This is a genomic window from Streptomyces sp. NPDC051172, assembly GCF_040682555.1.
Lineage (GTDB): Bacteria > Actinomycetota > Actinomycetes > Streptomycetales > Streptomycetaceae > Streptomyces.
Window position 1 is genome coordinate 22,660 of record NZ_JBFBBE010000041.1, and the last position, 26,342, is coordinate 49,001.

Genomic DNA, 26,342 nt, shown 5'->3' on the forward strand with positions numbered 1-26,342 from the left:
AACACGTCCGATATGCCCGCTTGATGTCGCCTTACTCACAGCGCCTTCACCTCCGGAGCCGTATGCTTCACACCATGTCCACCACTGTTGAACCCGTCTCCGAGCGCTCGGCAGCCGAGGTCAACGAGGAGATCCGGGCCCTGTGGCGCCGGTCGGGCGGGACACTGAGCGGCGAGCAGCGCGAGGAGTACCAGCGCCTCGTCCTGGAGTGGGCCGCCGCCGCCCCGCAGCCGGCGCGGGCGGCCTGAGCACCACCTGCTGAGGCCCGCCACCGCGCATCGCAGCCCCGGACCGGGGCACCCCACATCGGATGGGACCTCTCCTCGCACTGGCCTCGGCCGTCTGCTACGGCATCGTCGACTTCGCCGGCGGACTGCTGTCCCGCCGCGCTCCCTTCACCTCGATCACCTTCTTCGGTCAGCTGGGCGGCCTGCTCCTTGCGGGCATCGCCGCCCTCCTGGTGCCGGCCGGCGCCGTCCATCCCATCGACCTGCTCTGGGGAGCCCTGTCCGGCATCGGCAGTGGCACCGCCATGCACTTCCTCAACCGCGGACTGAGCCGCGGCGCTATGAGTGTCGTCGTCCCCGTCAGCGCGGTGACCGGCGTCGCCCTGTCCGTGCTGTGCGGGGTGCTCGCCCTCGGCGACCGCCCCGGCGCCCTGGCCTGGACGGGCATCGCGGTGACCGTCCCCGCGCTCTGGCTCGTCGCCGGCGGGGGAGCCGGCGGCCGGGGCTCGGACGGGCAGATGGGCGACGGCCTGCTGGCGAGCGCAGGCGTCGCCGTGCAGTACGTGGCACTCGGCCTGGCCGGCCCCTCCGCCGGACTGTGGCCGGTGGCCGCGGGCCGCGTCGCTGCCGTGCTCCTGCTGCTGCCCACCGCGACCCGGCACCGGCTGCGGCTGCCGGGACGCCTCACCGCACAGGCCCTCCTCGTCGGCGCCGGTGCCGCCCTCGGGCTGATCCTCTATCTGCTGGCCGCCCAGCGGCAGCTGCTCGCCGTCGTCGTGGTCCTCGCCTCCCTCTACCCGGCACTTCCCGTCGTCCTCGGCCTGGCCCTGCTGCACGAACGCGTCACCCGACGGCAGACGGCCGGACTGCTGGGCGCCGCGGCCGCCACGGTCCTGCTGACCCTCGGCTGAACCGTCAGAGCCTGTGTCATGTCCCCGGCCGGCCCGGCCGGGGACATGACACAGGCTCTCACCCCCACGTGGCCGAGTAGTAGCGCCGGTACGCCTTGCGGTCCTGTTCGGCGCGGATCCAGCGGGTGGCCACCAGGGCGAGCAGGCTGCCTCCGATCACCAGCATTCCGGGACCGATGTTCTTGGGGTCCGTGAGCCGGGTCAGCAGCGTCGAACCGTCCGCGATGCCCGTCACGGGAGTCGAGGACCCGGGTGAGGCCGCGTTGGGTGCGATCGCGCTGTGCGTGGCCGCGGGCGAGGGCGCGGAGGAGGGCGAGGAGCCCTGCCCCGCGGCGGCCTGCTTCGACACGATCAGCTGCACGCCGAGCGCCTGCATCGCCTTGGTCACCGGCTGGAAGAACGTCGTACCGCCCGACGTGCAGTCACCGCTGCCGCCCGAGGTCACGCCCAGCGCAATGCCCTCGGAGAACAACGGGCCGCCGCTGTCTCCGGGTTCGGCGCACACATTCGTCTCGATGAGGCCGGTGACGGTGCCCTCCGGGTAGTTGACCGTGGCGTCGAGCCCCTTGACCTCGCCGTCGTGCAGACCGCTTGTGCTGCCGCTGCGGAAGACACGTTCCCCTACGGCCGGATCGCCCACCCCCGTGATGCGCACCCCGTTGCCGTTGCCGATGGCCACGATGTCGGCCCCGGCTCCCGCCGCGCCGTTCGCGTACTGGACCAGCGAGAAGTCGCTGCCGGGAAAGTTCTGCTGCACGGTCTTGCCCAGCTGCTGGTTGCCCTGGTTGTCCGCGAACCAGACGGACCCGGTCGGCCCGCAGTGCCCGGCGGTGAGAATGAAGTCGCTCTGCCCGTTGGTCACGTTGAAGCCCGCCGAGCAGCGCCCGCCGGTGGACAGGATGGGCGACGCCCCGTTGAGACGGGTGGTGAAGGTGCCCTGGGTGCGCTCCATGCGGACGTAACTGCCGATGCCTCCCGCGACCTTGGTCATCTTCGACCAGTCCGTCGACGAGACGGTGCTGTCGGCCTGCACCACCACCTGGTTCGTCCGGTAGTCCATGACCCACGCCGTGCCCGCGACCCGGGGGGCCGCACGCAGCGTCGACGTCGCCGCCTTGAGCTCGTTCATGCTGTGCGACACCATCTTGGCCTCGGCGCCCGCCCGCTTGACCTCGGCCGCCGCCGCGCCGTCGGTCACCGCGACGACCGGACGGCCGTCCGCGCCGATCCAGGTGCCCGCCGTACGGGAGGTGCCGAGCTTGGACACGAGCGCGGCGCCGGGGTTGTCCGAGGTCCCCGAGGCCTTGAACGGGAGGGCTGAGGTACCGGGAGTCGAGCTCGCCATGGCGGCCTGCGTCACCATCGCTCCTCCCAGGAGGAGTCCGCCGACGGCCGCCAGTCGCGTCACTCGCCGGACGATCCGTCGTCGTGCGTGCCTCATGCATGGCTCCCGAACCCGAACGCGCGGCGCGAACACCGCGAGGCCCTCCGGTCGTTGAGCGCCCTCCCTCCATACGTGGCCGGGGACGGTCGCGTTCAGCGCGCGGGCGATCTTCTCACCGCTTGCGGCCCACCCCGCCGTACAGGGCCACTTCCTGCGGTTCATCCGGGTCCGTCGGCTCGGGCCGCCAGCGCGAGCAGGAGACCACGCCCGGCTCCAGAAGCTCCAGACCGTCGAAGAAACGGGCCACGGCCTCGGGGGTGCGCTGGGTCAGCGCCGGGACGCCGTGCTCGTTCCAGAACCGGACCGCCTCGTCGACCTCCGACAGCTCGGGGCCCGTGATGGTGTGGGACAGGACGAGATGGCTGCCGGAGGGCAGCGCGTCCATGAGCCGCCGCACCATGCCGTACGGGTCCTCGTCGTCGCCGATGAAGATGACCACCCCGAGCAGCATCAGCGCCACCGGCCGGGTGAAGTCCAGGGTGTCGGCGGCGCTCTCCAGGATCGAGTCGACATTGCGCAGGTCCTCGTCCAGATGGTCCGTGCGGCCCTCGGGCGAGCTGGTGAGCAGGGCGCGGGCGTGTGCCAGGACGACCGGGTCGTTGTCGACGTAGACGATCCGCGCATCGGGGGCGAGACGCTGGGCGACCTCGTGGGTGTTGTCGGAGGTGGGCAGGCCGGTGCCTATGTCGAGGAACTGCCGGATCCCCGCCTCCGCCATCAGATGACCTACGGCACGGCCCAGGAAGAGGCGGTCCGCGCGGGCGTACTCGCCGATGGCCGGATGGAGTTCGCGGATGCGGTCGCCGGCGATGCGGTCGCCCTCGTAGTAGTCGCCGCCCAGCCAGTAGTTCCAGATCCGGGCCGTGTGCGGGCGCAGCGTGTCGATGCGGCTGCGCAGCGCCGCGGCGGGATCTTCGGTGGCTGCCGGGTTCTCCGTCACGGGCTCCGCTCCTGGAGTGCCTGATGGTGCGCTGTGTACGACGTCAAACGGCAATCTAGACGGCCATATTGATATCTGCCGAGAGCGCGGTGCGGATCTTTTCTGCGCAGGCGCTTTCGGGTCGTGCCAGGCCGGACCGCAGCCCCTATCTTGTGCCCCATGACCAGCACCCCACATGCCGCGTCCGGTGAACCGAACCCTCTGCGCGCACTCTCACTCGAGAGCCTGCGATGTCGTACGAGCATGAAATGGCGCACCTACCCGGCCGACGTGCTGCCGCTGTGGGTGGCCGAGATGGACGTGCCCCTCGCCGAACCCGTCGTCCGCGCGGTCACCGAGGCGCTCGCGCTCGGGGACACCGGCTACCCGGCGGGCACCGCCTACGCCGAGGCCCTCGCCGGGTTCGCCGAGAAGCGCTGGGGATGGGACGGCCTCGCCGTGGAGCGCACCGCGATCGTGCCCGACGTCATGCTCGGCGCCGTCGAGATGCTCAAGCTGGTCACCGGGCACGGGGACCCGGTGGTCGTCAACTCGCCCGTGTATCCGCCCTTCTACCAGTTCATCGAGCACATGGACCGGCAGGTGCGGGAGGCTCCCCTCGGGGTTGATCTGCGCATCGACTTCGACGCCCTGGAAGAGGCCTTCCGGCAGGCGGTCGCCGGCGGACGCCGGGCCGCCTACCTGCTGTGCAGCCCGCACAACCCGACCGGCACCGTGCACACCGCCGGGGAGCTGGCCGCCGTGGCCGCCCTCGCCGACCGGTACGGCGTCCGCGTGGTCGCCGACGAGATCCACGCCCCGCTGACCTTCTCGGGCGCCGACTTCGTGCCGTACCTGAGCGTTCCCGGCGGGGAGAGCGGCCTGTCCCTCATGTCCGCGTCGAAGGCGTGGAACCTGGCAGGACTGAAGGCCGCGCTGGCGATCGCCGGACCCGCGGCCGCCGCCGACCTCGCCCGTCTGCCCGAGGAGGTCGGACACGGCCCCAGCCACGTGGGCGTCATCGCCCACACGGCCGCCCTGACCGAGGGCACCGCCTGGCTGGACGCGCTGCTCACCGGCCTCGACGACAACCGGCGCCTGCTCACCGACCTGCTCGCCGAACACCTCCCCGCCCTCTCCTACCGTCCGGGCGAGGCCACCTACCTGGCCTGGCTCGACTGCCGTGGCCTCGGCCTCGGTGAGGATCCGGCGCAGGCGTTCCTGGAACGGGGGAGGGTGGCCCTGAACTCGGGGATCCCCTTCGGCACCGGCGGGAGGGGGCACGTACGCCTGAACCTGGCGACCTCGCCCGAGGTGATCACGGAGGGTGTCCGGCGGATGGCGGCGGCACTTGCCTGAACCAACATCCGGTGGGGGTGTCATGGACACGTGACACCTCTGCATGATGGCCCCATGCGCGTGCTGATCCCCCTCCCCGACCAGGACTTCGACGTCACCGAGGTCGCCGTGCCCTGGCGCCTGCTCACCGACGCCGGGCACGAGGTCGTCTTCGCCACCGAGCGCGCCGGGACCCGGCCCGCGGCCGATCCACGGCTGCTCACGGGCGTCCTCTTCGGGCAGCTCGGCGCGGAGGGCGAACCCAAGCGGTTCTACGAACAGCTCACCGCGGCACCGGAGTTCACCGCCACGGCCGCCTGGGCCGACGTGAACGTCACCGAGTACGACGGACTGCTGCTGCCGGGCGGACACGCGCCCGGCATGCGGCAGTACCTCGGCTCGGCCTCGCTGCAAGAGCAGGTCGCCCGGTTCTGGACGCTGGAGCGGCCGGTCGGTGCGATCTGTCACGGGGTGCTCGTGCTGGCCCGTACCCAGGATCCCGGTACGGGACGCAGTGTCCTCGCCGACCGTCGCACGACGTGTCTGCCCAAGTACATGGAGCGCACCGCCTACCTGGCCACTGCGTGGCGGCTCGGGCGGTACTACCGCACGTACCCGGCATATGTGGAGGACGAGGTGCGCTCTGCTCTCGCCGAGCCGGCTGCCCAGTTCGAGCGTGGCCCTCGGGTGCTGACTCGGCGCGGTGCTGCGGACGACGACACCTACGCCTTTGTCGTGCAGGACGGCACTTATCTGTCCGCGCGGTGGCCGGGGGATGCGTATCTTTTCGCGCGCCGGTTTCTCCAGCTCCTCGGGTGAGCTGTCCTGGCGCTCCCGAACCGGCAGCTGACCTTGCGCACCCTGCTTAGACTTTTCGGTATGGACGACACGGCGCTGGAGCGGCTCGGGGCGGGGAAGTACGTGCTGGTCACCAGCTACCGCAAGAACGGTACGCCGGTCGCCACCCCGGTGTGGGTGGTGCGGGACGGTGACACGCTCGGGGTGTGGACGGCGGCCGACTCCTGGAAGGTGAAGCGGATCCGTGCTCGCGGCGACATCCTCGTCGGCCCCTGCGACCTGCGCGGCAACCCCACCGGCGCGCAGCTCCCGGCCACCGCGGAGATCGGCGACGAGGCGACCGTGGCCCGCTACCGCGGGCTCATCGCCCGCAAGTACGCCATCGTCGGCCGCCTCACCCTGCTGGGCAGCCGGCTGCGCCGGGGACTGAAGGGCACCGTCGGCATCCGCGTGACGCTGAAGCCCTGAGACGCGTACGGCCGTGTGGTCCCCTGGAGGACCACACGGCCGTCACGAGGGCGAACCGTGATCTACGAGCCGTCCAGCACCGTGCCGGTCGGCGCCGGACCGCCGGGCTGCGGATCACCGTTGTCGTTCGGCAGCTGGAAGCGCACGGACTCGGCCGGCTTCGTCACCCGGTCCTTGACCGTCGGCAGGGACGCCTGCGCACTCAGCTTCCCCTTGGGCACGTCCGCCCCCAGGTAGAGGTACTTGACCTGAGACAGGGGACATCAGGCCGGCCCCGGTGACCAGGCATGGGCGCCGGGCCTGCGGGACAGGACCCCCCAATGAGCCGAACACCGTTGCGCGCCGCCGTCGTCGGCACCGGCCACCGCGCCCAGACCTTCGTGCGGGGACTCGCCGCCCGCCCCGACCACCGCGTGGCAGCCCTGTGCGACCCGAGCCCGACCCGGATGGCCTTCCACAACCGGGCGCTGACCGCCGCCGGGGAACCCGCAGCCACCGAGTGGGAACCGGACCGCTTCACCGACATGCTCGCCAAGGAGGCCATCGACGAGGTCGTCGTCACCACCGTCGACGCCGCACACGACCACTACATCGTGCCGGCGCTGCAGGCGGGCTGCCGTGTCGTCACCGAGAAGCCGATGACCGTCGACGCGGACCGCTGCGCGCGCATCCTCGACGCTGTGCGGGAGACCGGCAACACCCTCACCGTCGCCTTCAACTACCGCTTCAACCCGGTGCACGAGAAGGTGCGGGCGCTGCTCGCCGACGGCGCGATCGGCGAGATCCTGTCCGTGCACTTCGAGTGGGTCCTCGACGTACGGCACGGCGCCGACTACTTCCGCCGCTGGCACCGCGAGAAGCACCGCAGCGGCGGTCTGATGGTGCACAAGTCGAGCCACCACTTCGACCTGGTCAACTGGTGGCTCGCCGACGAGCCGCACGAGGTCTTCGGCTACGGCCGGCTCGGCTTCTACGGCCCGGAGGCGGGCGAACGCCACGGACTGCGCCGGGACTACGACCGCGCCCACGGGGCCGCCGAGGCCGACGACGACCCCTTCGCGCTGGACCTGGCCGGCAACGACACCCTGCGCGCCCTGTATCTGGAGGCAGAGGGGGACGACGGTTACCTCCGTGACCGCAACGTCTTCGGCGGACCGGTCACCATCGAGGACGACATGGCGGTTCTCGTCCGTTACGCGCGCGGGGCGACGATGACCTACCACCTCACCGCCTACTCCCCGTGGGAGGGCTACCGCGTCATGTTCAACGGCAGCGCCGGCCGCCTGGAGCTGGAGGTCGAGGAGAGCCGCTGGGCGCACCCCAGCACCCCGGTCGCCTCAAACAGCGGCGCGCTGCACGGAGACACGGCCGCCGAGCACGCGGGTGGGGCACGGCTCACCTGGCGCCCGCTGTGGCGGCCGCCGGTCGAGGTGCCGCTCGACGCCGCCCAGGAGGCCCACGGCGGGGGAGATCCCCGTATGCTCGACGCGCTCTTCGGACCGCTGGGCCCTGGTGCGCCGGATCAGGGCGCGGCGGCGGCGCATCCCACCGCCACCCAGCGCGACGGAGCCCTCGCTCTGGCCGTGGGGCTCGCGGCCAACCGGTGCTTCGAGACGGGACGGCCCGTGGCCGTGCGGGACCTGGTCCCCGGGGTGTGGCAGAACTGAGGGGGCGTCAGGACCAGGCGCGGTAGGGCTCGTCGACCAGCTGGAAGACCGGCTCGCCGCGGACCGGGTCCTTGGCCGTCGACAGCCGCACCCGGTCACCGCTGTGGATGCCGATCAGCGGGCCCATGACCCTGCCGCGCACGACGAAGCCCTCGGCCATCTCCACGAGCGACACATTGCGCGCGGCGGGGGTGTTGCGGTGCACGATCGTGGCATGGCGGACCGTGCCCACGCCCTCGCTGCGCTCCGTGCGCAGGTCGCCACCCTGGCAGACCGGACACAGCAGTCGGTGGTACATGGCGGTGCCGCACCAGGTGCAGCGCTGGAAGAGGATGGTGTCCGCATCGGGCGCCTGGGGATCGAGCACGCCTGCCGCGGAGCCGGCCGCCTGACGAGCAACGTTTCCTGAGTGGTGGTACACGCTGGTCAACTCCCTGCGCTCGGCCCGGAATCCCGCGTGCGCGGGTCAACCGTGCACGCACGTGCCCGGTCGCCGTGCCACCGTGCACGCCATCAATGTATGGCACTGAGTGTCATACGTAAAGACACTGCGTACCCTCAATGTGCGGCTCCGGTCAGTCCTGTTCCAGAGCGCTCTCGATCTCCTGGACCACCCGCCACAACGGTGCGCCACGCCGGGAGACGACCACCACCACGTCCTCGGGTTCCTCGTCGTCGTGCGCCGGGGGAGTGGCGAAGGCCTGCTGTACGTACCCCAGCGCGTGGTCGAGAGCGGCGCTCGCGTCCCCCTGCCCGTCCGAGCGCAGCCAGGAGCGCAGCGCGTTGTTGTGCGCCGCCGCCACCGCCGCCGCGATCACGTCGGCCTGCAGCGTCCCGTCCGGGCGGCCCGCGAGGCGGCCGCGCAGATGGTCGGCGAAGGCGCGCTCGTAGCGCCACACCACCGAGAGTTCGTACGCGCGCAGTCCCGGCACCTTCTTGGTCAGGCGGTAGCGCTGCACGGAGAAGGTCGGGTTCTCGGTGTACATGCGCAGCACGATCCGCACCGCGTCACAGACCCGCTGCACCGGTTCGTCCTCGTCGCCGCTGTCGGCGAGGAACGCCGTCATCTCGGCCAGGCACCGCTCGTGGTCGGGGAAGACCACGTCCTCCTTGGAGGGGAAGTAGCGGAAGAACGACCGCCGTCCGACGCCGGCGAGCGCCACGATGTCGTCCACCGTGGTCTGCTCGTATCCCCGCTCGAGGAACAGGTGGAAGGCCGCCGCGACCAGGGCGTCCCGCATGGGTGGCCGCGTGGCCGTCGGCTCCGTCTTCATGAACGGGAACGTAGCATCCGGACGGCACGGATGGCACTCAGTGCGCTGCCGAAGGGAACCGAGTGTCCTCGTGCGGGGCTGCTGAACTCTCGCGGCGCGGGGCGCGTATCCATTCCCGGGGCACGGCGAAGGCCCCGCAACGGGGACGGAAGGAGAGCGCAGTGCCCATACCGCCCGCATCCGGGTCACCGCAGGACCGTTTGCCGCTGGAGCCCATCCGGGTCCTGCGCCCGCGCCGCACCGACGCTTTGGCGGAGCTGTTCAAGGAGATGGAGCAGGGCACCGGCGATCTCGAGCCCGTCGCCGTGCCGGACCCGCAGTCGTGGGACGAGGGCGAGACACAGGAACTCCCGCCCGTGCGCACCGGGCACGGCAGCGCACCGCGCGGCGGCGGCCGTCTCGGATTCGGGCCGGGACTGCGCCGCGCCGCCGTCACGATCGCCGTCGCCGCGGCCGCCCTCGTCGGCTTCGCGGGCGCCCTGCTGCTGCACGACAGGAACGATGCCGCCGCAGTACAGGAACCCCGCCCCACCGCGTCCGCCGAGCCGACCGCGACCGCGACCGCCTCCGCCTCCGCCTCCGCCGCGTCGGACCCCGACGGCGCGGGCACCCTGCGCGAGGGCGACAGCGGCCCCGCCGTGACCGATCTTCAGGAACGCCTGCTGCGCATCCCGGACGTCTACGCGGGCGGATCCACCGGCGGCACCTACGACGCCACCCTCAAGGCCGCGGTGGCCCGCTTCCAGCTCTGGTACGGCATCCGGGGCGACGAGACCGGCGTCTACGGCAACGACACCCGGGCCGCGCTGGAGTCCCGGACGGCCCCGGGCAACGGCTGACATCGCGGGGCCCCGCCGACTACTGCGGATCCGCCGGCACCCGGATGTCGAGCACACAGACGTCGTCCCGCCGCTCACCCTCCAGCATGGCGGCGAGCATGGGCACCAAGGAGCCGGGCTCGTGGCTGAGGACGGCCTCGGAGAGCCGTTTCAGGCCTCGGTCGAGGTCCTCCGCGGGCCGCTCGACCAGTCCGTCCGTGTACAGGAGGACGCGGTCGCCGGGTGCGAGGGGCAACTCCGCCTCCGCGAAGTCCGGCGTCGTGCTCGCGCCGAGCAGGATGCCGCTGGGGCGGTCGAGAAAGTGCGCCTGGCCGTCGCGCAGCAGCAGGGGTGGCGGGTGGCCGGCCTGCGCCCAGATCAGCCGGCGCTCGGCGGGGGCGTAGCGGGCGAGGACCATGGTCGCGGTGCTGTGGGGCCCGCGGGAGTGCAGCAGCAGCGCGTTGAGTCGGGCGAGCGCTCCTGTCAGCGAGGACCCGGTGATGACCATGCCCTTGGCGGTGAAGCGGAGCTGGGCCATCGTCGCGACCGCGTCGATGCCGTGGCCGGCCACGTCGCCGACGACGAAGAGGGCGTCCCCGTCGGGCAGTTCGATGGCGCTGAACCAGTCGCCGCCGACGTGGGTGCCCGACTGGGCGGGCAGATAGGCGACTTCGACGCGCAGCCCCGCCAGGCGCACGGGCCGGGTGGGCAGAGGGAGCAGGGCGTGCTGCAGCCGGCCGGCCAGTGTCCGCTCGGCGCGCAGCACGTCGTGCTGGGTGAGGACGGCCCGCTCGCTCTCGACGAGGGCGAGCTCCGCGCTGCGCTGCGCGGTGAGGTCCTGCACGACGCCGTGCACCTCGACGGGCCTGCCGGCGGCGTCCGGCACGGCCTCGGCGACGGCCCGCAGATGCCGTAGCCCGTCCGCCGTCCTGATGCGGAACGGGACGTCGAAGGGGCGGCCGGTGCCCAGGAGTTCGCCGATGGCACGGGCCAGCGCGGGCGCGTCCTCGGGCAGGGCCAGGCCGGGCAGGTCGGTGAGGCCGACGGGACCTTCGCAGGGGGCGCGGCCGAGGAGCTCGAAGACCCGCGAGGACCAGATGGCCTCCTGCGTGACCAGGCTCCAGCTCGCCCAGCCGAGGCTCCCCAGCCGCTGCACGTCCGCGAGGCGCTGTTCCTGGCGGTCCGAGGAGCCGTGCCGCACCCACGTCACGATGAGGCCGTCGCCCAGCCGGGCCGCCCGCACCGTGTAGGTGGACAGCTCCGCGACACCGTCCACGACCTCCTGGTGTGCGAACGGCGCGCTCTCGTACGGCTTTCCGGTGGCCAGCGCGCTGCGCAGCCCCTGCCACAGCGGCTCGCCCGCCAGGGCCGGACAGGCCTCCCGGAACCGCCGGCCGACCAGCTCGGGCCCGGCGCCGCCGACCACGTCGCCGGCCTGCGCGGTGGCGGCGTCGATGCGGTAGTCGTCGATCACGCCCGAGACGCCGGGCAGCGGGGTGAGCAGCATGGCAGGGCCGGGCAGCGCTTCGAAGACGGCCTGCATGGCCTGCACGGTTTCGGTGGCGTCGACGGCGGCCTGCGGACCGGTGGAGAAGTCCCGCAGACGCCCGGCGCACAGCCGGGCGGCGGCCTGCAGATGAGCCCGCTCGCTCGCACTGAACGGCCTGCTGCGGGTGCGCAGGATCCCGATGCAGACACTCGGTGAGGCACCGGTGGGCACGGGCAGCCAGGCGCGGGAACGCCAGCGGTCGGACGGGTCCCCGATCAGCACGTAACGTCTGCGGTCCGCGGCGGCGTCCTCCAGCCAGCGCGGCTCGCCCGCCCGCAGGGCATCGAGGGCGGGGACCCGGTTCAGCGGTGGGATCTGCTGTCACTGGGCGGCGAGGGTGGCGTCGATGCCGGCGTGGCCTACCAGTTCGAGACCTCCGGCGGCCCGTCGCGCATAGATCATGACCGCGTCGGCGCCCACCTCGGGGGCGAGCCGCTCCAGCAGGCAGGAGGCGAGGTCCTGCGGTGTGGTGACACGGACGAGCTCCCTGCCGAGAGCGCCGAGCGCCGCGGAACCCCAGTTCGCGGACGCGTCCCGCGAGGGCGGCACGGCGGACTCGGTCAGGACGGCGGGCTCCGGGACGGGGGCGGCACCGCCCGGCGGCGGCAGGCTGCCGAGGGTGATCCAGCACTCCTCCAGCACGGTACGGCCGGCGGCTGCGGCCCGTCGCTGCAGCTCCTTCTCCGCGGCGCCGGGGGAGTAGCCGGTCAGTGCCATGACCACACCCTTGGCCTGCTCCAGGACAGCCGACATGGCCGCCAGATGGCGCAGTCGGTCCATCTCGGCGCGCTGCCTGGCGACGACCTGGGCCAGCGCGACGGTGTCGGCCGCGGTGCTGGACTCCGCCGGAGTGGCGGGCTTACTCGTCACGCGTCGAGCATCGCACAACAGGGCGGGTTCGATCGTGGTCCATCCGGCCCTGGCTTCACTCGAAAGGAGAAGAGCCGACGTGTCGAAGTGGACGCCGGGTCCGCCCGGCCCGTCAGTCGTCCGGCGGCGGGTACAGCCACAACCGGAACAACCGGCTGAGCAGCGGCATGATCAGATAGGTCAGCAGCGGCAGTAGCACGCAGGGGAACACAGCCGCCCTGAGCGGCAGGGGCCAGGCCGTGGTGCGGGGCGTCACCAGCCACTGGATGAGCAGGGTGAACGGATAGGCGCCGAGGAACGTGGTCAGCACCATCTTCCAGCGGGGCGGGGACTGTGCCGTGGTGCCCGGCAGGCTGAACCAGGTCTCCATCCCGGTGGTCGACTGCCGCTCCTCGCCCACCTCCGTGGCGATCCCCTCGAGCCGCGCATGCCACTCGGCCCGTTCAGCGGACTCCAGCCACTGCGCCAGCCGCTGCGGATCGGACCAGCGCAGCACCGCGTGATACCGGGGGCCACCCTCGGGACGCAGCCAGGAGACGCCTTCGTTGCCGGGGAACCGACTGGCGCAACGGGTGATCCCGCGGGTCCACTTCTCGAACTCCGTTTCCCGGCCGGGACGCACCTGCCAGGTCAGCACCGTGGTGACCGGTTCGCGCCTGCGCAACTGCGTGGTGCTCATGCTCACCACGGGTGCCACGCGTGGCGCGAATCATGCCGTTCAGGCCCGGCCGCCGCCGTCAGCGTCCGGAGTCGATCAGGGCCTGGGTGACCGCCCGGACGCTGCGCGCGATGTGCTGCAGCTGCAGTACCTCCGCCGCATACAGCTTGATCGTGTGCTCGATGACAGACTCGGGCAGGCCCAGCGCGGGCAGATCGGCGCGTGCGGTCTGCAGTGCGGTGCGCGCGACGCGGATCTCGTGCTGGACCTGGATCTGCGCATGGCGGGCCAGCAGCACGGGGTGGCGCATCAGGGCCGGGTAGCTGCCGTAGCGGGCCGGCACCAGTTCGCGCAGCCACTTGGCTGCCGAGCGCTCCCAGTCGTAGGAGCCGGGCGTCTTGACCTGGCACGGCCAGTCCGGGCTGATGCGCGTGGTCGTCAGTTGCATGATCATCGCTTCCGGGTGTGCGGCGTCGTGTGGGGGTGGTCCGACGTGGGCGGGCGGCCCCGGTCTAGGGGATGACCGGGGCCGCCAAGGGCGCTCGCGGAGGCGAGGCCCGACCGAACACCCTGGGCGCCGACGCGGGTAGGAGACGGCGGCTTCGGGTGTCCGTGCAGGAGCCCGGGAGAGCAGACGGCGCCGGCGCGGCGGATGGTGCAGGCGCATGGGCGGACCGTCGGCTTTCTCCGGGCTGATGCGGGTGGGACAGGGGTGCGGAACGTGTCCGGAGTGGGCCGGTGCGCGATCCGTGAGAAGTATTTATATATGCCGTCCGGTTTGCAAGAAGCATGAAAACATTCATGCGCAGTATGTTGTGAAAGGTCCCTTTGTAATTCGGCTGTAACACCGGATCGGTCGCGGGCGCCGGATCAGTCGCGCAGGAAGAACTGGTGCTGCTCGGAGATCTGCTCGTACTCCTCGAGCCGCGCCTGGGTGCGCTCGGGATCGGCGTCGGTCATGGCCTGCAGCAGCGCGGCGGCGATCACGCCGGGCGCCGCGTAGGAGTCGAAGACCAGGCGGGAGCCGGTGCCGGTGGCGAAGACGACGTCCGCCTCGTCGGCCACGAGCCCCAGTGCCAGGTCCGTGACCAGGGCGACCTTCAGCCCGGCGCTGCGCGCGACCCGGACGGCCGTGAGCGTCTCCTGGGCGTGCCGGGGCATCGAGAAGGCCAGCACCCAGGTGCCGCCCGCCTCACGCGACTGCAACAGCGCGTCGTAGGCGACGCTGCCGCCCCACGTCACCAGCCGCACGTCCGGGTGGATACGGCGCGCGGCGTAGGCGAAGTACTCGGCCAGCGAGACCGAGATGCGCAGTCCCAGGACGGTCAGGGGCGTGGACGCCGACAGCTTGCGGCCGAGGTCGATCAGCTGGTCGGGGTCGGCGAAGTCGCGCCGCAGGTTCTCCAGGTTCTCGATCTCGGCGTCGACCGCGGCCTGCAGCTCGTTGCTGCCGTTCTCCTCGGTCGCGGCGGGGCCGCCGGCCAGGGTGCCGAGGGCGATCGACTGGAGCTTCTCGCGCAGCGCGGGGTAGCCGCTGAAGCCGACCGCCGCGGCGAACCGCGTCACCGAGGGCTGACTCACGCCGACGCGCTCGGCGAGGTCGGTGATCGACAGGAAGGCCGCCTCGGTGATGTGCTCGATGAGGTACTGGGCGATGCGCCGCTGGCCGGGGGAGAGCCGGGGCCGGTCGAAGAGTGTTCTGAGCTGGGAGGCCGGGGCCGCCTCGGCTTCCGGAGCCGTCTTGCCCGAGGTGATCGCGGACGCCTGTGCGCGTGCCTGCTGCGGCGATGACACCGGTGCGCCTCCTTTGTCTCCCACAGTGCTTCAACATAGCCCACACACCGTCGTGACCAGGGCTTGTACGAGGGCATCCGGCGCCGCCGTCACCGCCGATAGACCGTGATCGAATGCCCGACGTCGTCGACCGGCCGACTGCTGCGGATCAAAGCGGCCAACCGGCCCCGCGCCTTGGCCACCGCGGAGTCCGACACGACCAGCAGCCCGTGCACCTGACGCGGGGGCACCTGGCGCGGATCGGACGCGTCGATGCCGTAGTACGAAGGCACTCCGCTGCCCTTGTACACCAGCCAGATCCGCTCGCCCCGGTACCGCTCGTGCAGCCGGTCGGCGAGCCGGCCCAGGTCCTGGCCCCAGTCCACGTTGGAGTCGTGCAGCCGCAGACGGGTCTTGGCGGGACCGCCGAACGCCTCGTTGGAGTACGGCAGATAGTACGGATACGTCAGCAGCGAGCTGACCGCGACGAACAGCACCAGCGCTGCCGTCACGAGGGGCGCCCACCGCCACCGCACGGCGAGCACACAGCCGGCGGCCACCGCCAGGAACATCGGCACGAAAATCGCGTACCGGGTCCCGAAGTCCCGCGACCCGGTCATGGCCGCGGCCAGCAGCACCCCGGCGGGCACCAGCACGTACGGCGCCGCGGGCCGCAGCCGCCGCACCGCCAGCAGCACCGCCGCCCCGGCCACCCACAGGACGAGCATGCCGAGCGGCGTCTTCACCAGCAGCGCGGCCGGCAGGTAGTACCAGCGGGACCCGGTGTACAGATGCCCGAACAGGAAGCCCTGCCACGGGTAGTCCTCCAGACCGAACTGAATCCGCATCCCGTCCCGGTACGACGCCGGCAACGGCAGCAGCCGCACGAGCAGCCCCTTCAACCCGTGCACTGCGGGCACGGGCCGCTCCGGCGTCCACCGCAGCCTTGGGTCGACCACCAGATACGACACCCATACGACGGCCACGGCGGCCACCGCCGCCACGCCGGCACCGAGAGCCGCCCTCTTGCGGCGGTTCTCGAGCCCCGCCCGCCACACCGACCAAGCGGCCAGCGCCAACAGCACCGGAACCGCCGGGAGCACGCTCATCTTGGTCGCCAGCCCCGCCCCGAGCGCCACTCCGGCCAGTGGGACGTACAGCCGGGGCCGCCTGCGCGCCCGCCACAGCAGCCACGCCGACGTCAGCACGCACCCGGCCGCGGGCACGTCGAGCGTTGCCAGCGAGCCGTGTGCGATCACATCGGGGGAGAAGACGTACAGGGCGAGCGCCGCCAACCCGGCCGCGGCGCCCGCGAGTTCACGGGCGAAGGCGAACACGACGAACCCGAACAGCAGCGTCAGCACGATCATCGGCAGGCGCGCCCAGAACATCAGCCGCCATGGATCGTTGCCGGACTCGTACAGCAGATGCCGCCCGAACTGCCCCTGATCTCCCTTGTACGAGGTGTCGAGGTGCGGACCGGCGATCGCCACCCCGACCGCGATGACCAGCTTGCCGAGCGGCGGGTGTTCGGGGTTGAGACGCACCCGGTGCTCGTGCAGGTAGTCGGCCGCCGTGGCGACGTAGACGGGCTCGTCGATCGTCGGGGTCTGCTGGACGGCGGTGGTGACCATCGCCGCGGCCATCTGGGCCAGCAGCACGACGACGAGGAGCGGCAGCAGCCACCGCCTGCGCGGGCGGGGCGACCGCTCGGGCGCCGTCGCCGGCGGCGGCTGTTCCTCGTCGTCGTGTGTGCCCGGTTCGAGGACCGAGTGCTGTTCGTGCGCCATCATCCGCCCCGCGGTGACACGGACCGCGAGGGGGCGGGAGCGATCCGGGCCCATCCCATGGGCCCTACTGTCGCATCAGCTCCCGCCTCCCGGGCGTTACCGCTTCAGGAGTCGTACCGACAGACCTTCCGTCGTGTAGACGGGTACGGCCCGCAGCCGGTCGGAGTTCAGCTCGATGCGGTCGAACTGGCCACGCAGCCTTGCAGCGGACAGGACCCGCACCGTGCCACCCGCGGCCGGCGGCTTGTCGGCGTCGAGGTGCAGTGTCAGAACGCTCCCCGTGCCCAGGACGGCGCGGCGCGTGACCTTGAGAGCGGGCTCGTGACCCGAGCGCAGCGTCAGCTCCAGCGCACCCGACTCCTGCGCGTACCCACCGTGCACCTGCACGGGCCGCTGCAGCCGCAGCGTGCCGCCCGACACCCGGACCTCGCCGTGGCCCAGCGCGTGGGACGAGGCGGTGGCCAGTACGCCGTCCTTCACCACGGTGCCGCCCGTGTACTTGTTGTGGCCGGTCAGGGTGAGTGTGCCGCTGCCCCGCTTGGTCAGGCCGCCGTCGCCGCAGATGTCGTTGCGCCAGCTGTCGGCCGCGCCGAAGCCGCCCGCCGCCGCGTCGAGCGTGACGGTCACGTCGGAGTCGAAGGCGCCGTAACCGTCGGCCGCGGCGAACAGGTTCAGCCGCCCCCACTGCTCGAAGCCGTCCAGCAGCACATACCCGGAGGGCAGCGCGGTCGTGCGCAGCACCTCGCGCCGCTGGTCGGCGTCCAGATACGGCAGCCGCGTCTCCAGCAGCACCTCCGCGCCCTTCGGAACGGTCAGCGGTTCGCTGCGGCCGTGACGGGTCAGCACGTACGTCAGCCGGCGCCGGACCGCACGGGCGTTGGCGTCCCGGTCCGCGTACGGGTCGGTGTCGTCCGAGTGTGCGTACGCGTACAGGGTGTCGGCCGTGGTGCCGGTCTGCGCCTCGAAGTAGGCGAGGGCCTGGGCGCGGGCCGCGGCCTTGAGGGCGGTGTTCGCCGGGTCGGCGAGGGTGGCGGCGGCCAGCGCGGTGGCCATGATGCGGCCGCCCATGACGTCGACGGGGGAGTGCATGCCCGCCATGATCCGGGTGTGGCCGAGCTCGAACGCCCGCGTCACCAGCTCCTGGAAACGCTCCGGTACGGCGTACGCGTAGGCGAGGCCCGCCAGGTGGAAGGCGTTGGTGTGGCCGCTGGGGAAGCCGCCGTCGTCCGCCGGGGAGGTGTTGCGCTGGCGCAGCAGCTGCGGGGCGACGACCACCTTCGAGTCGTAGACGGGGAAGCCGAGGGCGTCCGTCTTCCCTGTGTCGACGACCTCGCTGTCCTCGTTCATGCGCCACGGCCGCGGGTACAGGTAGGCGTACTTGGACGGGTTGCCCGAGGCCCAGTTGCCCCGCAGGGTGTCGACCAGTTCGGCCACCTTGCCGAGCGCGGAGTCGTGCGAGCCGGCGCCGAGCGCGGAGCCGGCCGGGGCGTCCGCGGGCACCGCGTCGTCGATCTTGGCGGGCGGTGTGCCGTCCGGCGCGCTGGTGATCGACGTGACGGCCTTGGCGCCCGCCTTGTACAGGTCGGACAGCGGACCGAGGCCCGCGATCATCGCGTAGCTCTGGTGCTGGCGGTCGTAGAGGAACGCCTCCTTCGCCTGCGCGTCCGTGCGCGCGGCGGTGATGCGGGCGCAGTAGCTCATGTTGGCGCGCAGTATCTCGGGCCGCAGGGGCGTGCCGGTGTTCCAGGCGCCGCCGGTCTTCCATATCTGTGCGAACCCGCCGAGCACACGGACGACCGCGTTGGTCTCGGGCGTGAGGTTCGTCGGGAGATTGGTCCTGTAGTCGTCGACGAAGGCCGCGGGCGTCGTGGCGGCCTTGGCGTCGGCGGCGCCCAGCCACGTCACGAAGGTGGGCGCGGCCAGCACACCGGCCGAGGCGCCCAGGGAGGTCTTGAGGAACCCCCGCCTGTTGACGGTCGGTCGACCGGCGTTCGACGAGGAGCGGTGCCCGGCAGGTGACGGCATGCGTGTGCCTCTCTTCAGTTCTGCGGCCCTGCGGCCAGGAGGAGATCGTGCGATCAGAGATGTCCCGCGGGGCGCATGAGATGTGCGAATCCGGGGCGTCCCGTGAAGCTTTGAGCGAAGATCTACGGCCGGGTCCTGTCCCGTCGGCGAGAGCCCGGCGGCCGTGACGTGTCGTGTGCGTGAACGCGGGCCGACCGGTTCACAGGATCGAACGGGCCATGGCCACCGCACCCTCCACCGGCGGTGCGCGCAGCGGCTGCGGACGTGCTCCCGGCACGGACCTCGCGAGCGCTGTCGCGAACGCGCCGTACAGGGAGGCCTGGGCGAGGACGGTGCTGCCCGCGACCACCACGTCGTCCACCACGACCCCGCGCGCGGCGAGCCGTTCCACGAGCGCGGCCAGCGAACGGCCGGCCTCGGTGATCACCGCGCGGGCGATCGGCGAACCTGCCTCGGCGGCCGTGAACACGACCGGCGCATGTCGGCCCCACTGGGCGGAGACGTCCGAGGCGCTCTCCAACGCCGCGCCGAGCGCCGGTACTTCGGAGACGTCGAAGGATGCGAGGAGACCCCGGGCGAGTTCGTCGGGTTTTTCCCCGCGGTCGTGCGCCGCCCATGTGGCCCGTGCGGCCTCGCGGACGAGACCGGCCGCGCCGCCCTCGTCGCCGAGCACCGCACCCCAGCCGCCGACCTGGACCGAGGTCCCGTCGGCGAGCCGGCCCACCGCGACGGAACCGGTGCCGGCGACCAGGCCGACGCCCTTGTGCAGTCCCGCGGCGGGCACGAGCAGTTCGGCGTCGCCCACGACCAGCGCGGGCGCGTCGAAGTGTTGTTGCAGGGCGGTACGTATCCCGGCGCACTGGCGCGGAGTCTCACAGGCATGGCCGCCCACGGCGACGGCCGCCGGGCGGGCGCCCGGCGGCAGCGCGTCGGCGGCCAGCGCCGCCAGCCAGCCGGCGGCGGCCACAGGGTCGTGCGGCCGCCAGCCGCTGCTCGTCCGGACATGGTCGGCGACGAGCTCCGTATCGGCGTAGGCACGCAGATGTGTCTTGGTGCCGCCCACGTCGATGCCGACCACGAGGGGCGTGGAGTCCTGCACGGAACCTCTTTCGTCATTGCGCTGGACGACGCGGTCCGGGAGCGCCCGGAAGGGGCGCGGGGAACTGCGCGACCGGCCACGACGGTGCCGCAGACGACCGACCGGTCTTTTGCGGCACACCCAGCGGAGAGCTCGGTGGGCGAACCGTGCCTGAGATTACGGGAGTTGGTGAACTAGGGAAGCCCCGGGACGGGCTTCAGACGGACACGGCAGGCGAGTACCGTGAAGTTCGTTAGGAAGTTAACTAACGAAGTACAGTGCGTCAAGAGGCATCGCGCACTCGACCACTGAGCGGCCCGTGACCCGTGGGAGAACTGTGATACACGACGTGGCGGAAGCCCCCCGTCTGACCGAGAGCGCGAGCGCGGTATTCGCCGTGCTCGCCGAGGCGGGCAGCGCGACCCGGCCGCAGCTCGCCAGCCTGGCGGGCCTGTCCAAACCCACCGTGTCCTCCGCCGTCGCGGAGCTGGAGAGCGCGCAGCTGGCCGCCCACTCCGGCACCGCGTCCGGCGGCACGGGCCGTTCCGCCGCCGTCTACGGTCTCGGACCCGCCGCCGGCGCCGTGCTCGCCGTCGACCTCGGCCCCGCCCTGACCCGGGTGCGTGGCTGCGCCCTGGACGGCACCCTGCTCGCCCAGGCCACAGGCACCCGCGACGAGGCCGCCGACGTGGTGCGCGAGGCACTCGTCGCGCTGCCTGCCGGCGCCCCGCTGCGCACCGTCGTCGTCGCCGTCGGCGACGTCACCGCACGCGAGAAGGAGGGCGCCCGCATGCGCCCCGCCACGGCCAAGGCGGGCCCCGTCTTCGACGCCATGGCCGTCGCCCTGCCGCCCGGCGTTCCCGTCCACCTCGAGAACAACGTCAACTGCGCCGCGCTCGCCGAACTGCACGAGGGCGCCGCGCGCGGCCGGCACACCTTCGGCTATCTGCGGATCGGCGTCGGAATCGGCCTCGGCATCGTGGTCGGCGGCCAGGTGCTGCGCGGAGCCAACGGCGCCGCCGGTGAGCTGGCCCGGCTGCCCTACCCCTGGGACGACGGCCGCGAGCCGCGCCACGAGGCCCTGGAGGAGTACATCGGCGCGCGCTCGCTGCTGCGCCGGGCGGCCGAGGCCTGGCAGGACGAGGACGGGCCCTGCCCGCGCACCGCCGAGCAGCTCTTCGCCCTGGCGGGGGAGGGCAGGGTGGCGGCCCGCGCCGTGATCGGCCGCCACGCCACCGACGTGGGCCGTCTCGCCGCCGCCGTGACCGCCGTACTGGACCCGGGGCTGATCGTCCTGGGCGGCAGCACCGGCGCAGACCCGCAGGTACTGCCCGGTGTGCGGGCGGAACTCGCCCGGCTCAGCTGGCCCACCGAAGTCGTCAGCAGCACGGTCGGTGATCTCGGCACCGTCGTGGGCGCCGCCCGGCTCGCGGTTTCGCGAGGAGTCCAAACCGTGACCGAGGCCGCGGGGGCTAAGGATTGACGGCCTCCGACTCGACGTGCCAATGTCCGGACAAGCGCTTTCTAAGTCGGCCGGGATGCCGACTCCGGGTGAGCCTCCCGCCCGTACGCGAAGTACGGCAGTCGCACGAGGGCGTGCTTGTGCGACGACGGCCCTCATGGCCGGGGACTCCACCCGCTCCAGGCGACGCGGCCGGGCGAGGCCGTGCCCCCGGAAAGCGAAATTTCCTGCAAAATGCACCCGTGCCGCCTCGGCTGGCGCCGTGCTCCGTCCAGTACGACGAAAAGGGAAGAAAATGACCAGTGTGGGTGTGCGGCGCTCCCGCCGACTCGGCCGCGGCGGCATACGTCGTGTGGTTCCCCTCGCTGCCGTGGCCACGGCAGGTGCCCTTCTGCTCACCGCCTGCGGCGGGTCGGGGTCCGGCTCGGGCGGGAACTCCAAGTCGCTGACGTTCTGGATCTCCACGGTTCCGGGGCAGGACGCGGGCTGGAAGAAGCTGGTGGCGCAGTACAAGGAGGAAGCCGGCGTCGACGTCAAGCTCGTCAACATCCCCTACGACGGCTACACGACGAAGCTGCACAACTCCGCGCAGGCGAATGCTCTGCCCGACGTGGCGGCCGTACCGGCGCTGGACCCCATCTGGTCGAACAAGCTGATCGACCTGAGCTCCATCGCCGGCAACAAGAGCTACAACATCAACGCCAACTTCCTGGCGAAGGACTCCTCCGGCAAGGTGCTGGCCATCCCCTCGGACGTCACCGCGTCCGGCCTGTACATCAACAAGACGCTCTTCAAGAAGGCCGGCGTCTCCTACCCGGCCTCGCCCTCGAAGACCTGGACCTGGACCGACTTCATCGCGGCCGCGAACAAGGTCCGGGAGAAGACCGGCGCCAAGTACTCCCTGACCTTCGACCAGTCGCCGTCGCGGCTGCGCGCCATGGTGTACGAGATGGGCGGCAAGTACGTCCACGCGGATTCCTCCGGCAAGTTCTCGGTGGACGCAGCGACCAAGAAGGCCGTGAACACCTTCGTCGGATGGAACGACGACAAGACCATGCCGAAGTCGGTGTGGACCAGCGGCGCCGACCCGTCCGCGATGTTCCAGAGCGGTGACGTGGTCGCCTACTGGTCCGGCGTGTGGCAGGTCGCCGCGTTCGCGGACAGCATCAAGAAGTTCGACTGGGCGAGCGTCCCGACCCCCGCCCAGCCGGTGCAGGCCAGCGACGTCAATGCCGGCGGCCTGATGGTGGGCTTCAACAACAACGGCGCCGCGGCCACCGCCGCGAAGAAGTTCATGACCTGGGTGTACGACCCGAAGCAGTACACCGAACTGGTCGAGAGCTCCGGGTTCCTCCCCGTCGAGAGCGGGCTGACCCCGAACTACCCCTTCAAGTCCGACGCGGCGCAGTCGGCGTTCAAGCTGTACAACGAGGAGATCCCGCTCTACGCCCCGATCTCCGGCTACTTCAACGGTGCGCAGACGGAGTGGGCGCTGAAGGGCAAGAGCATCACCACCGACCCGACCAAGACGGAACTCGGCAAGGCGGTCAACGGCCAGCAGTCGTCCGACAAGGCCCTGGAGAACATCGTGGCCGGCTACAACCAGCAGGTCGGCGGCGGATCGTAGGCCACAGGGCCGGGAGGCGGTGTCTCGACAGCGCCTCCCGGCCCTGCACGCCCACACGATGCCGGGCTCATCGCGTGAACCCACCGCAACCCATTCACCAGCACGGAGTCAGGAAGATGACAAAACGCGCCTCGGTCGTGTCCGCGAGCCCTCCCAGGAGACGCAGTAAGTACACCCTTGCGCCGCTCACCCTCATCGCGGCCAATGTCGTGCTCTTCGCGCTGTTCTTCGTCTGGCCGGCGGTGATCGGGCTCGTCTACTCCTTCACGAACTACACCGGTGTGGGCGCGTTCCAGTTCATCGGACTGGACAACTACCACAACCTGTTCGGGGACTCCACGTTCTACGACGCGCTGACCCGGACGCTTCTGTACACCGTGCTCTTCGTGCCGCTGAACTTCGCGCTCTCGCTGCTCGCGGCCAACCTGGTGGTGAACAAGCACGCCAAGGGTTCGTCGGTCGCCCGCGTCATCTTCTTCATCCCGTGGCTGCTGTCACCCATCGTCGTGGGTGTGCTGTGGCGGTGGCTGTTCGGTGAGAACTTCGGGCTGGTCAACTACGTCATCGAGAAGCTCGGCGGCAGCGCCGTTCCATGGCAGTCGGACGCGGACCTGTCGCTGTTCGTGGTGGTGATGGCGGCGTCCTGGATGTGGACGGGTTTCACGATGCTGCTGTTCATCGCGGCGATCAAGAACGTACCGGTGTCGTACTACGAGGCGGCATCGCTCGACGGCGCCGGACCATGGCGCCAGTTCCTGAGCATCACGCTGCCGAGCATCGCGCCGACCTCCTTCATCGTCATCCTGCTCAACACGATCAACGCGATGAAGGAATACCCGGTGTTCGTCTCCCTGAACAACGGCGGACCCGGAACCTCGAACAACCTGCTTGTCCAGTACATCTACCAGACCGGCTTCCAACGGGGCCAGATCGGCTATGCGAGCGCCGCGTCGTTCGTGCTCATGCTCATCCTGATGGCCGTCGCGATCATCCAGCTGATCGTCAACCGGCGGGTGGAGAACCGATGACAACCACAGACATGCCTCGCAAGGTCGACGCCGGTCCCGGACGGACGGTTTCCAGGAAGCGGACCCGCGGCGCGGCGAGCGGTGGGATCCGGCAGGCGGTGTCCGCGACGACCCTGCTGTGGATCCTCGCGTGCCTCTACGGGCTGCCGGTGCTGTGGTTCATCCTCAGCTCCCTCAAGCCGGCCAGCGACCTGTTCTCCTATCCGCTGACGCTGGTTCCGCACCACCCCACCCTGTCCGGGTACCTGACGGCGTGGCGCAGTGCCAACTTCTCCCAGTTCTTCATCAACACGACCATCGTGTGTGTGATCACGACGATCCTCACGGTGGGGGTGAGCTGCTGCACCGGGTACGCGCTGGCCAAGTACGACAACAGGTGGCTGAAGGCGTTCTTCATCTGCATCCTGGCCACCACGATGCTGCCGGGCGAGGTCATGCTCGCCCCGGAGTTCCTGGTGGTCCGCAACCTAGGCCTCTACAACTCGTTCGCCGGCATCATCTTCCCGGCGGTGCTCACCGCGACCGGATGCTTCATGTTCCGCCAGTTCTTCCTGACGGTTCCCGACGAACTCGTGGAAGCGGCACGCATCGACGGCGCCCGCGAACTGTCGATCTTCCTGCGGATCATGGTGCCGCTCTCCCGGCCCATCATGCTGACCCTCGCCATCCTGTCCTTCCAGTGGCGCTGGAACGACTACATCTGGCCCCTGCTGATGCTCAACGATCCCAACAAGTTCACCGTGCAGATCGGCATCCAGAGCATCGTCGGCGCGCAGAACATCAACTGGTCGGTCCTGCTCGGCGCCTCGGTCATCTCCATGATCCCGCTGATCGTGATCTTCCTGGTCTTCCAGCGCTACGTCATGAGCGCCGACATCAATGCCGGACTGAAGGACTGACCTTGCCCACCCCGCCCGACCACGAGTTCGTCCGCGCGGCGGCGGTCGCCGCCGACGGATCGGCCGCCCTGCTCGCAGCCGACCCGTCGGCGGAATTCATCGGGCCGCACCGCGCCCTGGCCCGGCGGGTGAAGACCCTGGTCGCGGCGTACCGCTCGCCGGAGTCGGCCCTGCACGGCAGCGAGCGGGCCGTCGCCGCCGCGCTGATCCACCTCCGTGCCCTGCGGTCCCTGCAGACGGCCTCCGGCCTCTTTGCGGGCGGCGACAACGTGCAGTCACCGCCGGACTCCGCGTTCACCGTCAACGACGTCTGTGACGCGTACGTCCTCGCCGCGGGCGCGGGGCCGGAACTGGCTGATGTCACTACGGCGCTTGCCGAGATCGCGGGCGCAGCCACCGGCCCTCTCCTGACCGGCGGGGTGCACACCCCGAACCACCGCTGGGAGCTGACCGCGGCGCTGGCCCGGCTGCACCGGTCGTTCCCGGACGACCGGCTGCTCGCGCGTGTCGAGGAGTGGCTCGCCGAGGGCGTCGACATCGACGCCGAGGGCCTGTACTCGGAACGCAGCGCCGTCTACGCGTCCATCGTCACCAACCCGTCGCTGCTGTTGCTGGCCGAGGTGCTCGGGCGTACCGACCTGCTGGACGCCGTCGAACGCAACCTCGCCGCGACCCTGGACCTGATCAGGCCGGACGGCACGGTGGAAACCGTCCACTCGCGCCGCCAGGACCAGGGGCAGTCGTTCGCGCTGTGGCCCTACCTGCCGCAGTACAGGCTGCTCGCGATCCGCACCGGCCGGGGCGACTTCGCCCGCGCGGCCCGCCTGGCGGCCGCCGACGGCATCAACGACCCCGACCTGCTCGCCCAGACCCTCCTCACCCCGGATCTGTGCCGCACCCTGCCGGCTCCGGACGCCGAGAAGCTCCCGCGCGACCGCTACCTCCCCACCGCACGCCTCGCCGTACATGCCTCGGCCACCGCGCACACCGTGGTGTACGGCGGCTCCGACGTGCCCGAACACCGGCGCATCCGCTCGGGCCTCGCGTGCAATCCCACCTTCCTGCGCCTGTTCGCCGGTGCCGTCGTCCTCGACGCGGTCCGCCTGTCGCGGGTGTTCTTCGACCTGGGTCCGTTCCGCGCCGCCGACATGGAACAGCTCGCCGACAACCGGTACCGGCTCACCCAGACCCTCACCACCGCCTACTACCAGCCGCTCCCGAAGGACCTCAGGCGCGACGACGGCGCCTACCGTCTGGTGGACGACGGCCGCTTCTCCGCGGCGATGGCCTTCCCCGACCGCCCTCAGGACGAGGTCTCCCACACGACCCGAGTCGAGGTCGAGCTGCGGGAGGACGGGGCCGACCTGCGGATCGACATCAGCGGCCCATCGGTGCCCTGGGCCCTCGAACTGACCTTCCGGCCGGGCGGCGAGGCGCAGGGCGCCGTACCGCTCGGCGACGGACGCTGGTGCCTGACGACCGGGCCGCTGACCTACCGCGTCGGCGACGACGAGATCCGGGTCGAGGCCGCCGTCGAGACGGGCGAACCGCTCGCCGGACCGGACCGGAGCGACGTACTGCGCTACGACCCGGGGCAGGACTACACCGTGGTCGGCGGCACCGACGCGACGACCGGGAACCGCGTCTACCTCGGCGGACACGGACCGCAGACACTGACCCTCACACTGCGCGCCACATCTCAGGCATGAAGGGCTGATC

At 71.3% G+C, this 26,342-nt stretch carries 23 protein-coding genes and 1 pseudogene; 12 read left to right on the top strand and 12 right to left on the bottom strand.

All coding sequences use genetic code 11. From position 1 onward, the window contains the following. The first annotated feature begins 62 nt into the window (after positions 1 to 62). The gene (locus AB0N07_RS24370) at positions 63 to 248 is read left to right on the top strand and encodes a hypothetical protein (protein WP_030937893.1); all 186 of its coding nucleotides are present in this window, start codon (positions 63 to 65) and stop codon (positions 246 to 248) included. A gap of 62 nt (positions 249 to 310) precedes the next feature. Beyond that, a complete protein-coding gene (locus AB0N07_RS24375) occupies positions 311 to 1,138 on the top strand; it encodes an EamA family transporter (RefSeq protein WP_365838360.1) in 828 nt (275 codons plus the stop codon). Positions 1,139 to 1,196: 58 nt separating this feature from the next. Here AB0N07_RS24375 and AB0N07_RS24380 read toward each other — a convergent pair whose 3' ends face one another. Together AB0N07_RS24380 and AB0N07_RS24385 are read right to left on the bottom strand one after the other, a co-directional pair. Continuing rightward, positions 1,197 to 2,546, bottom strand: coding sequence for a S1 family peptidase (locus tag AB0N07_RS24380; RefSeq protein WP_365838362.1), 1,350 nt, complete (start codon positions 2,544 to 2,546; stop codon positions 1,197 to 1,199). Between the two features lie 148 nt (positions 2,547 to 2,694). Further along, a complete protein-coding gene (locus AB0N07_RS24385) occupies positions 2,695 to 3,522 on the bottom strand; it encodes an SAM-dependent methyltransferase (RefSeq protein ID WP_365838364.1) in 828 nt (275 codons plus the stop codon). 159 nt (positions 3,523 to 3,681) lie between these two features. Here AB0N07_RS24385 and AB0N07_RS24390 point away from each other — a divergent pair, with 159 nt between their 5' ends. Genes AB0N07_RS24390 through AB0N07_RS24400 form a run of 3 tightly spaced genes read left to right on the top strand, consistent with a single transcriptional unit; the run spans position 3,682 to position 6,105 of the window. Next, positions 3,682 to 4,860 carry a MalY/PatB family protein gene (locus tag AB0N07_RS24390; protein WP_365838366.1) on the top strand — a complete coding sequence of 393 codons (1,179 nt, stop codon included), beginning with the start codon at positions 3,682 to 3,684 and terminating at the stop codon, positions 4,858 to 4,860. A gap of 54 nt (positions 4,861 to 4,914) precedes the next feature. Further along, positions 4,915 to 5,658: a type 1 glutamine amidotransferase domain-containing protein gene (locus AB0N07_RS24395; RefSeq protein WP_365838368.1), complete on the top strand. Its 744-nt coding sequence runs from the start codon at positions 4,915 to 4,917 to the stop codon at positions 5,656 to 5,658. Positions 5,659 to 5,718: 60 nt separating this feature from the next. Next, positions 5,719 to 6,105: a PPOX class F420-dependent oxidoreductase gene (locus AB0N07_RS24400; RefSeq protein ID WP_365838370.1), complete on the top strand. Its 387-nt coding sequence runs from the start codon at positions 5,719 to 5,721 to the stop codon at positions 6,103 to 6,105. Positions 6,106 to 6,167: 62 nt separating this feature from the next. Here AB0N07_RS24400 and AB0N07_RS24405 read toward each other — a convergent pair whose 3' ends face one another. Beyond that, positions 6,168 to 6,326 (bottom strand): hypothetical protein, encoded by a 159-nt coding sequence (locus AB0N07_RS24405; RefSeq protein WP_365838372.1) that lies wholly within the window; start codon positions 6,324 to 6,326, stop codon positions 6,168 to 6,170. 99 nt (positions 6,327 to 6,425) lie between these two features. On the opposite strand from AB0N07_RS24405, the gene AB0N07_RS24410 reads away from it, so the two are divergent. After that, on the top strand, positions 6,426 to 7,772 hold the full coding sequence (locus tag AB0N07_RS24410) for a Gfo/Idh/MocA family oxidoreductase (protein WP_365838374.1): 1,347 nt from the start codon (positions 6,426 to 6,428) through the stop codon (positions 7,770 to 7,772). Between the two features lie 7 nt (positions 7,773 to 7,779). Here AB0N07_RS24410 and AB0N07_RS24415 read toward each other — a convergent pair whose 3' ends face one another. Next, positions 7,780 to 8,193 carry a zinc ribbon domain-containing protein gene (locus AB0N07_RS24415; RefSeq protein ID WP_365838376.1) on the bottom strand — a complete coding sequence of 138 codons (414 nt, stop codon included), beginning with the start codon at positions 8,191 to 8,193 and terminating at the stop codon, positions 7,780 to 7,782. Positions 8,194 to 8,347: 154 nt separating this feature from the next. Further along, positions 8,348 to 9,013 carry a TetR family transcriptional regulator gene (locus AB0N07_RS24420; RefSeq protein ID WP_365838463.1) on the bottom strand — a complete coding sequence of 222 codons (666 nt, stop codon included), beginning with the start codon at positions 9,011 to 9,013 and terminating at the stop codon, positions 8,348 to 8,350. Positions 9,014 to 9,207: 194 nt separating this feature from the next. Between AB0N07_RS24420 and AB0N07_RS24425 the strand changes: the two genes are divergently transcribed. Next, a complete protein-coding gene (locus AB0N07_RS24425; protein ID WP_365838378.1) occupies positions 9,208 to 9,885 on the top strand; it encodes a peptidoglycan-binding domain-containing protein in 678 nt (225 codons plus the stop codon). 19 nt (positions 9,886 to 9,904) lie between these two features. Here AB0N07_RS24425 and AB0N07_RS24430 read toward each other — a convergent pair. The 7 genes and pseudogenes from AB0N07_RS24430 to AB0N07_RS24460 all read right to left on the bottom strand — a co-directional run bounded on the left by AB0N07_RS24430 (position 9,905) and on the right by AB0N07_RS24460 (position 19,628). After that, positions 9,905 to 12,193: pseudogene (locus tag AB0N07_RS24430) on the bottom strand (SpoIIE family protein phosphatase). Between the two features lie 202 nt (positions 12,194 to 12,395). Next, positions 12,396 to 12,962: an antibiotic biosynthesis monooxygenase gene (locus tag AB0N07_RS24435; RefSeq protein WP_365838380.1), complete on the bottom strand. Its 567-nt coding sequence runs from the start codon at positions 12,960 to 12,962 to the stop codon at positions 12,396 to 12,398. Between the two features lie 58 nt (positions 12,963 to 13,020). Then, positions 13,021 to 13,395 (bottom strand): hypothetical protein, encoded by a 375-nt coding sequence (locus AB0N07_RS24440; protein WP_365838382.1) that lies wholly within the window; start codon positions 13,393 to 13,395, stop codon positions 13,021 to 13,023. A 416-nt stretch (positions 13,396 to 13,811) separates the two neighbouring features. Next, positions 13,812 to 14,735 carry a MurR/RpiR family transcriptional regulator gene (locus AB0N07_RS24445; RefSeq protein ID WP_365838384.1) on the bottom strand — a complete coding sequence of 308 codons (924 nt, stop codon included), beginning with the start codon at positions 14,733 to 14,735 and terminating at the stop codon, positions 13,812 to 13,814. Between the two features lie 89 nt (positions 14,736 to 14,824). Further along, positions 14,825 to 16,558, bottom strand: coding sequence for a phospholipid carrier-dependent glycosyltransferase (locus AB0N07_RS24450; RefSeq protein ID WP_365838386.1), 1,734 nt, complete (start codon positions 16,556 to 16,558; stop codon positions 14,825 to 14,827). 42 nt (positions 16,559 to 16,600) lie between these two features. Beyond that, a complete protein-coding gene (locus AB0N07_RS24455; protein ID WP_365838388.1) occupies positions 16,601 to 18,529 on the bottom strand; it encodes a phosphatase PAP2 family protein in 1,929 nt (642 codons plus the stop codon). A 199-nt stretch (positions 18,530 to 18,728) separates the two neighbouring features. Beyond that, positions 18,729 to 19,628 carry a BadF/BadG/BcrA/BcrD ATPase family protein gene (locus tag AB0N07_RS24460; protein WP_365838390.1) on the bottom strand — a complete coding sequence of 300 codons (900 nt, stop codon included), beginning with the start codon at positions 19,626 to 19,628 and terminating at the stop codon, positions 18,729 to 18,731. A 328-nt stretch (positions 19,629 to 19,956) separates the two neighbouring features. Here AB0N07_RS24460 and AB0N07_RS24465 point away from each other — a divergent pair, with 328 nt between their 5' ends. From AB0N07_RS24465 to AB0N07_RS24485, 5 genes are all read left to right on the top strand, one after another. Beyond that, positions 19,957 to 21,090: an ROK family transcriptional regulator gene (locus tag AB0N07_RS24465; RefSeq protein ID WP_365838392.1), complete on the top strand. Its 1,134-nt coding sequence runs from the start codon at positions 19,957 to 19,959 to the stop codon at positions 21,088 to 21,090. 274 nt (positions 21,091 to 21,364) lie between these two features. Then, positions 21,365 to 22,696, top strand: a complete 1,332-nt coding sequence (locus AB0N07_RS24470) for an extracellular solute-binding protein (protein ID WP_365838394.1) — start codon at positions 21,365 to 21,367, stop codon at positions 22,694 to 22,696. 116 nt (positions 22,697 to 22,812) lie between these two features. After that, on the top strand, positions 22,813 to 23,724 hold the full coding sequence (locus AB0N07_RS24475; RefSeq protein WP_365838396.1) for a sugar ABC transporter permease: 912 nt from the start codon (positions 22,813 to 22,815) through the stop codon (positions 23,722 to 23,724). Further along, positions 23,721 to 24,623: a carbohydrate ABC transporter permease gene (locus AB0N07_RS24480; RefSeq protein ID WP_365838398.1), complete on the top strand. Its 903-nt coding sequence runs from the start codon at positions 23,721 to 23,723 to the stop codon at positions 24,621 to 24,623. Before AB0N07_RS24475 ends, AB0N07_RS24480 begins: the two co-directional genes overlap by 4 nt. Positions 24,624 to 24,625: 2 nt before the next feature. Continuing rightward, complete coding sequence (locus AB0N07_RS24485) at positions 24,626 to 26,332, top strand: hypothetical protein (RefSeq protein ID WP_365838400.1); 1,707 nt, start codon at positions 24,626 to 24,628, stop codon at positions 26,330 to 26,332. Positions 26,333 to 26,342 lie beyond the last annotated feature (10 nt).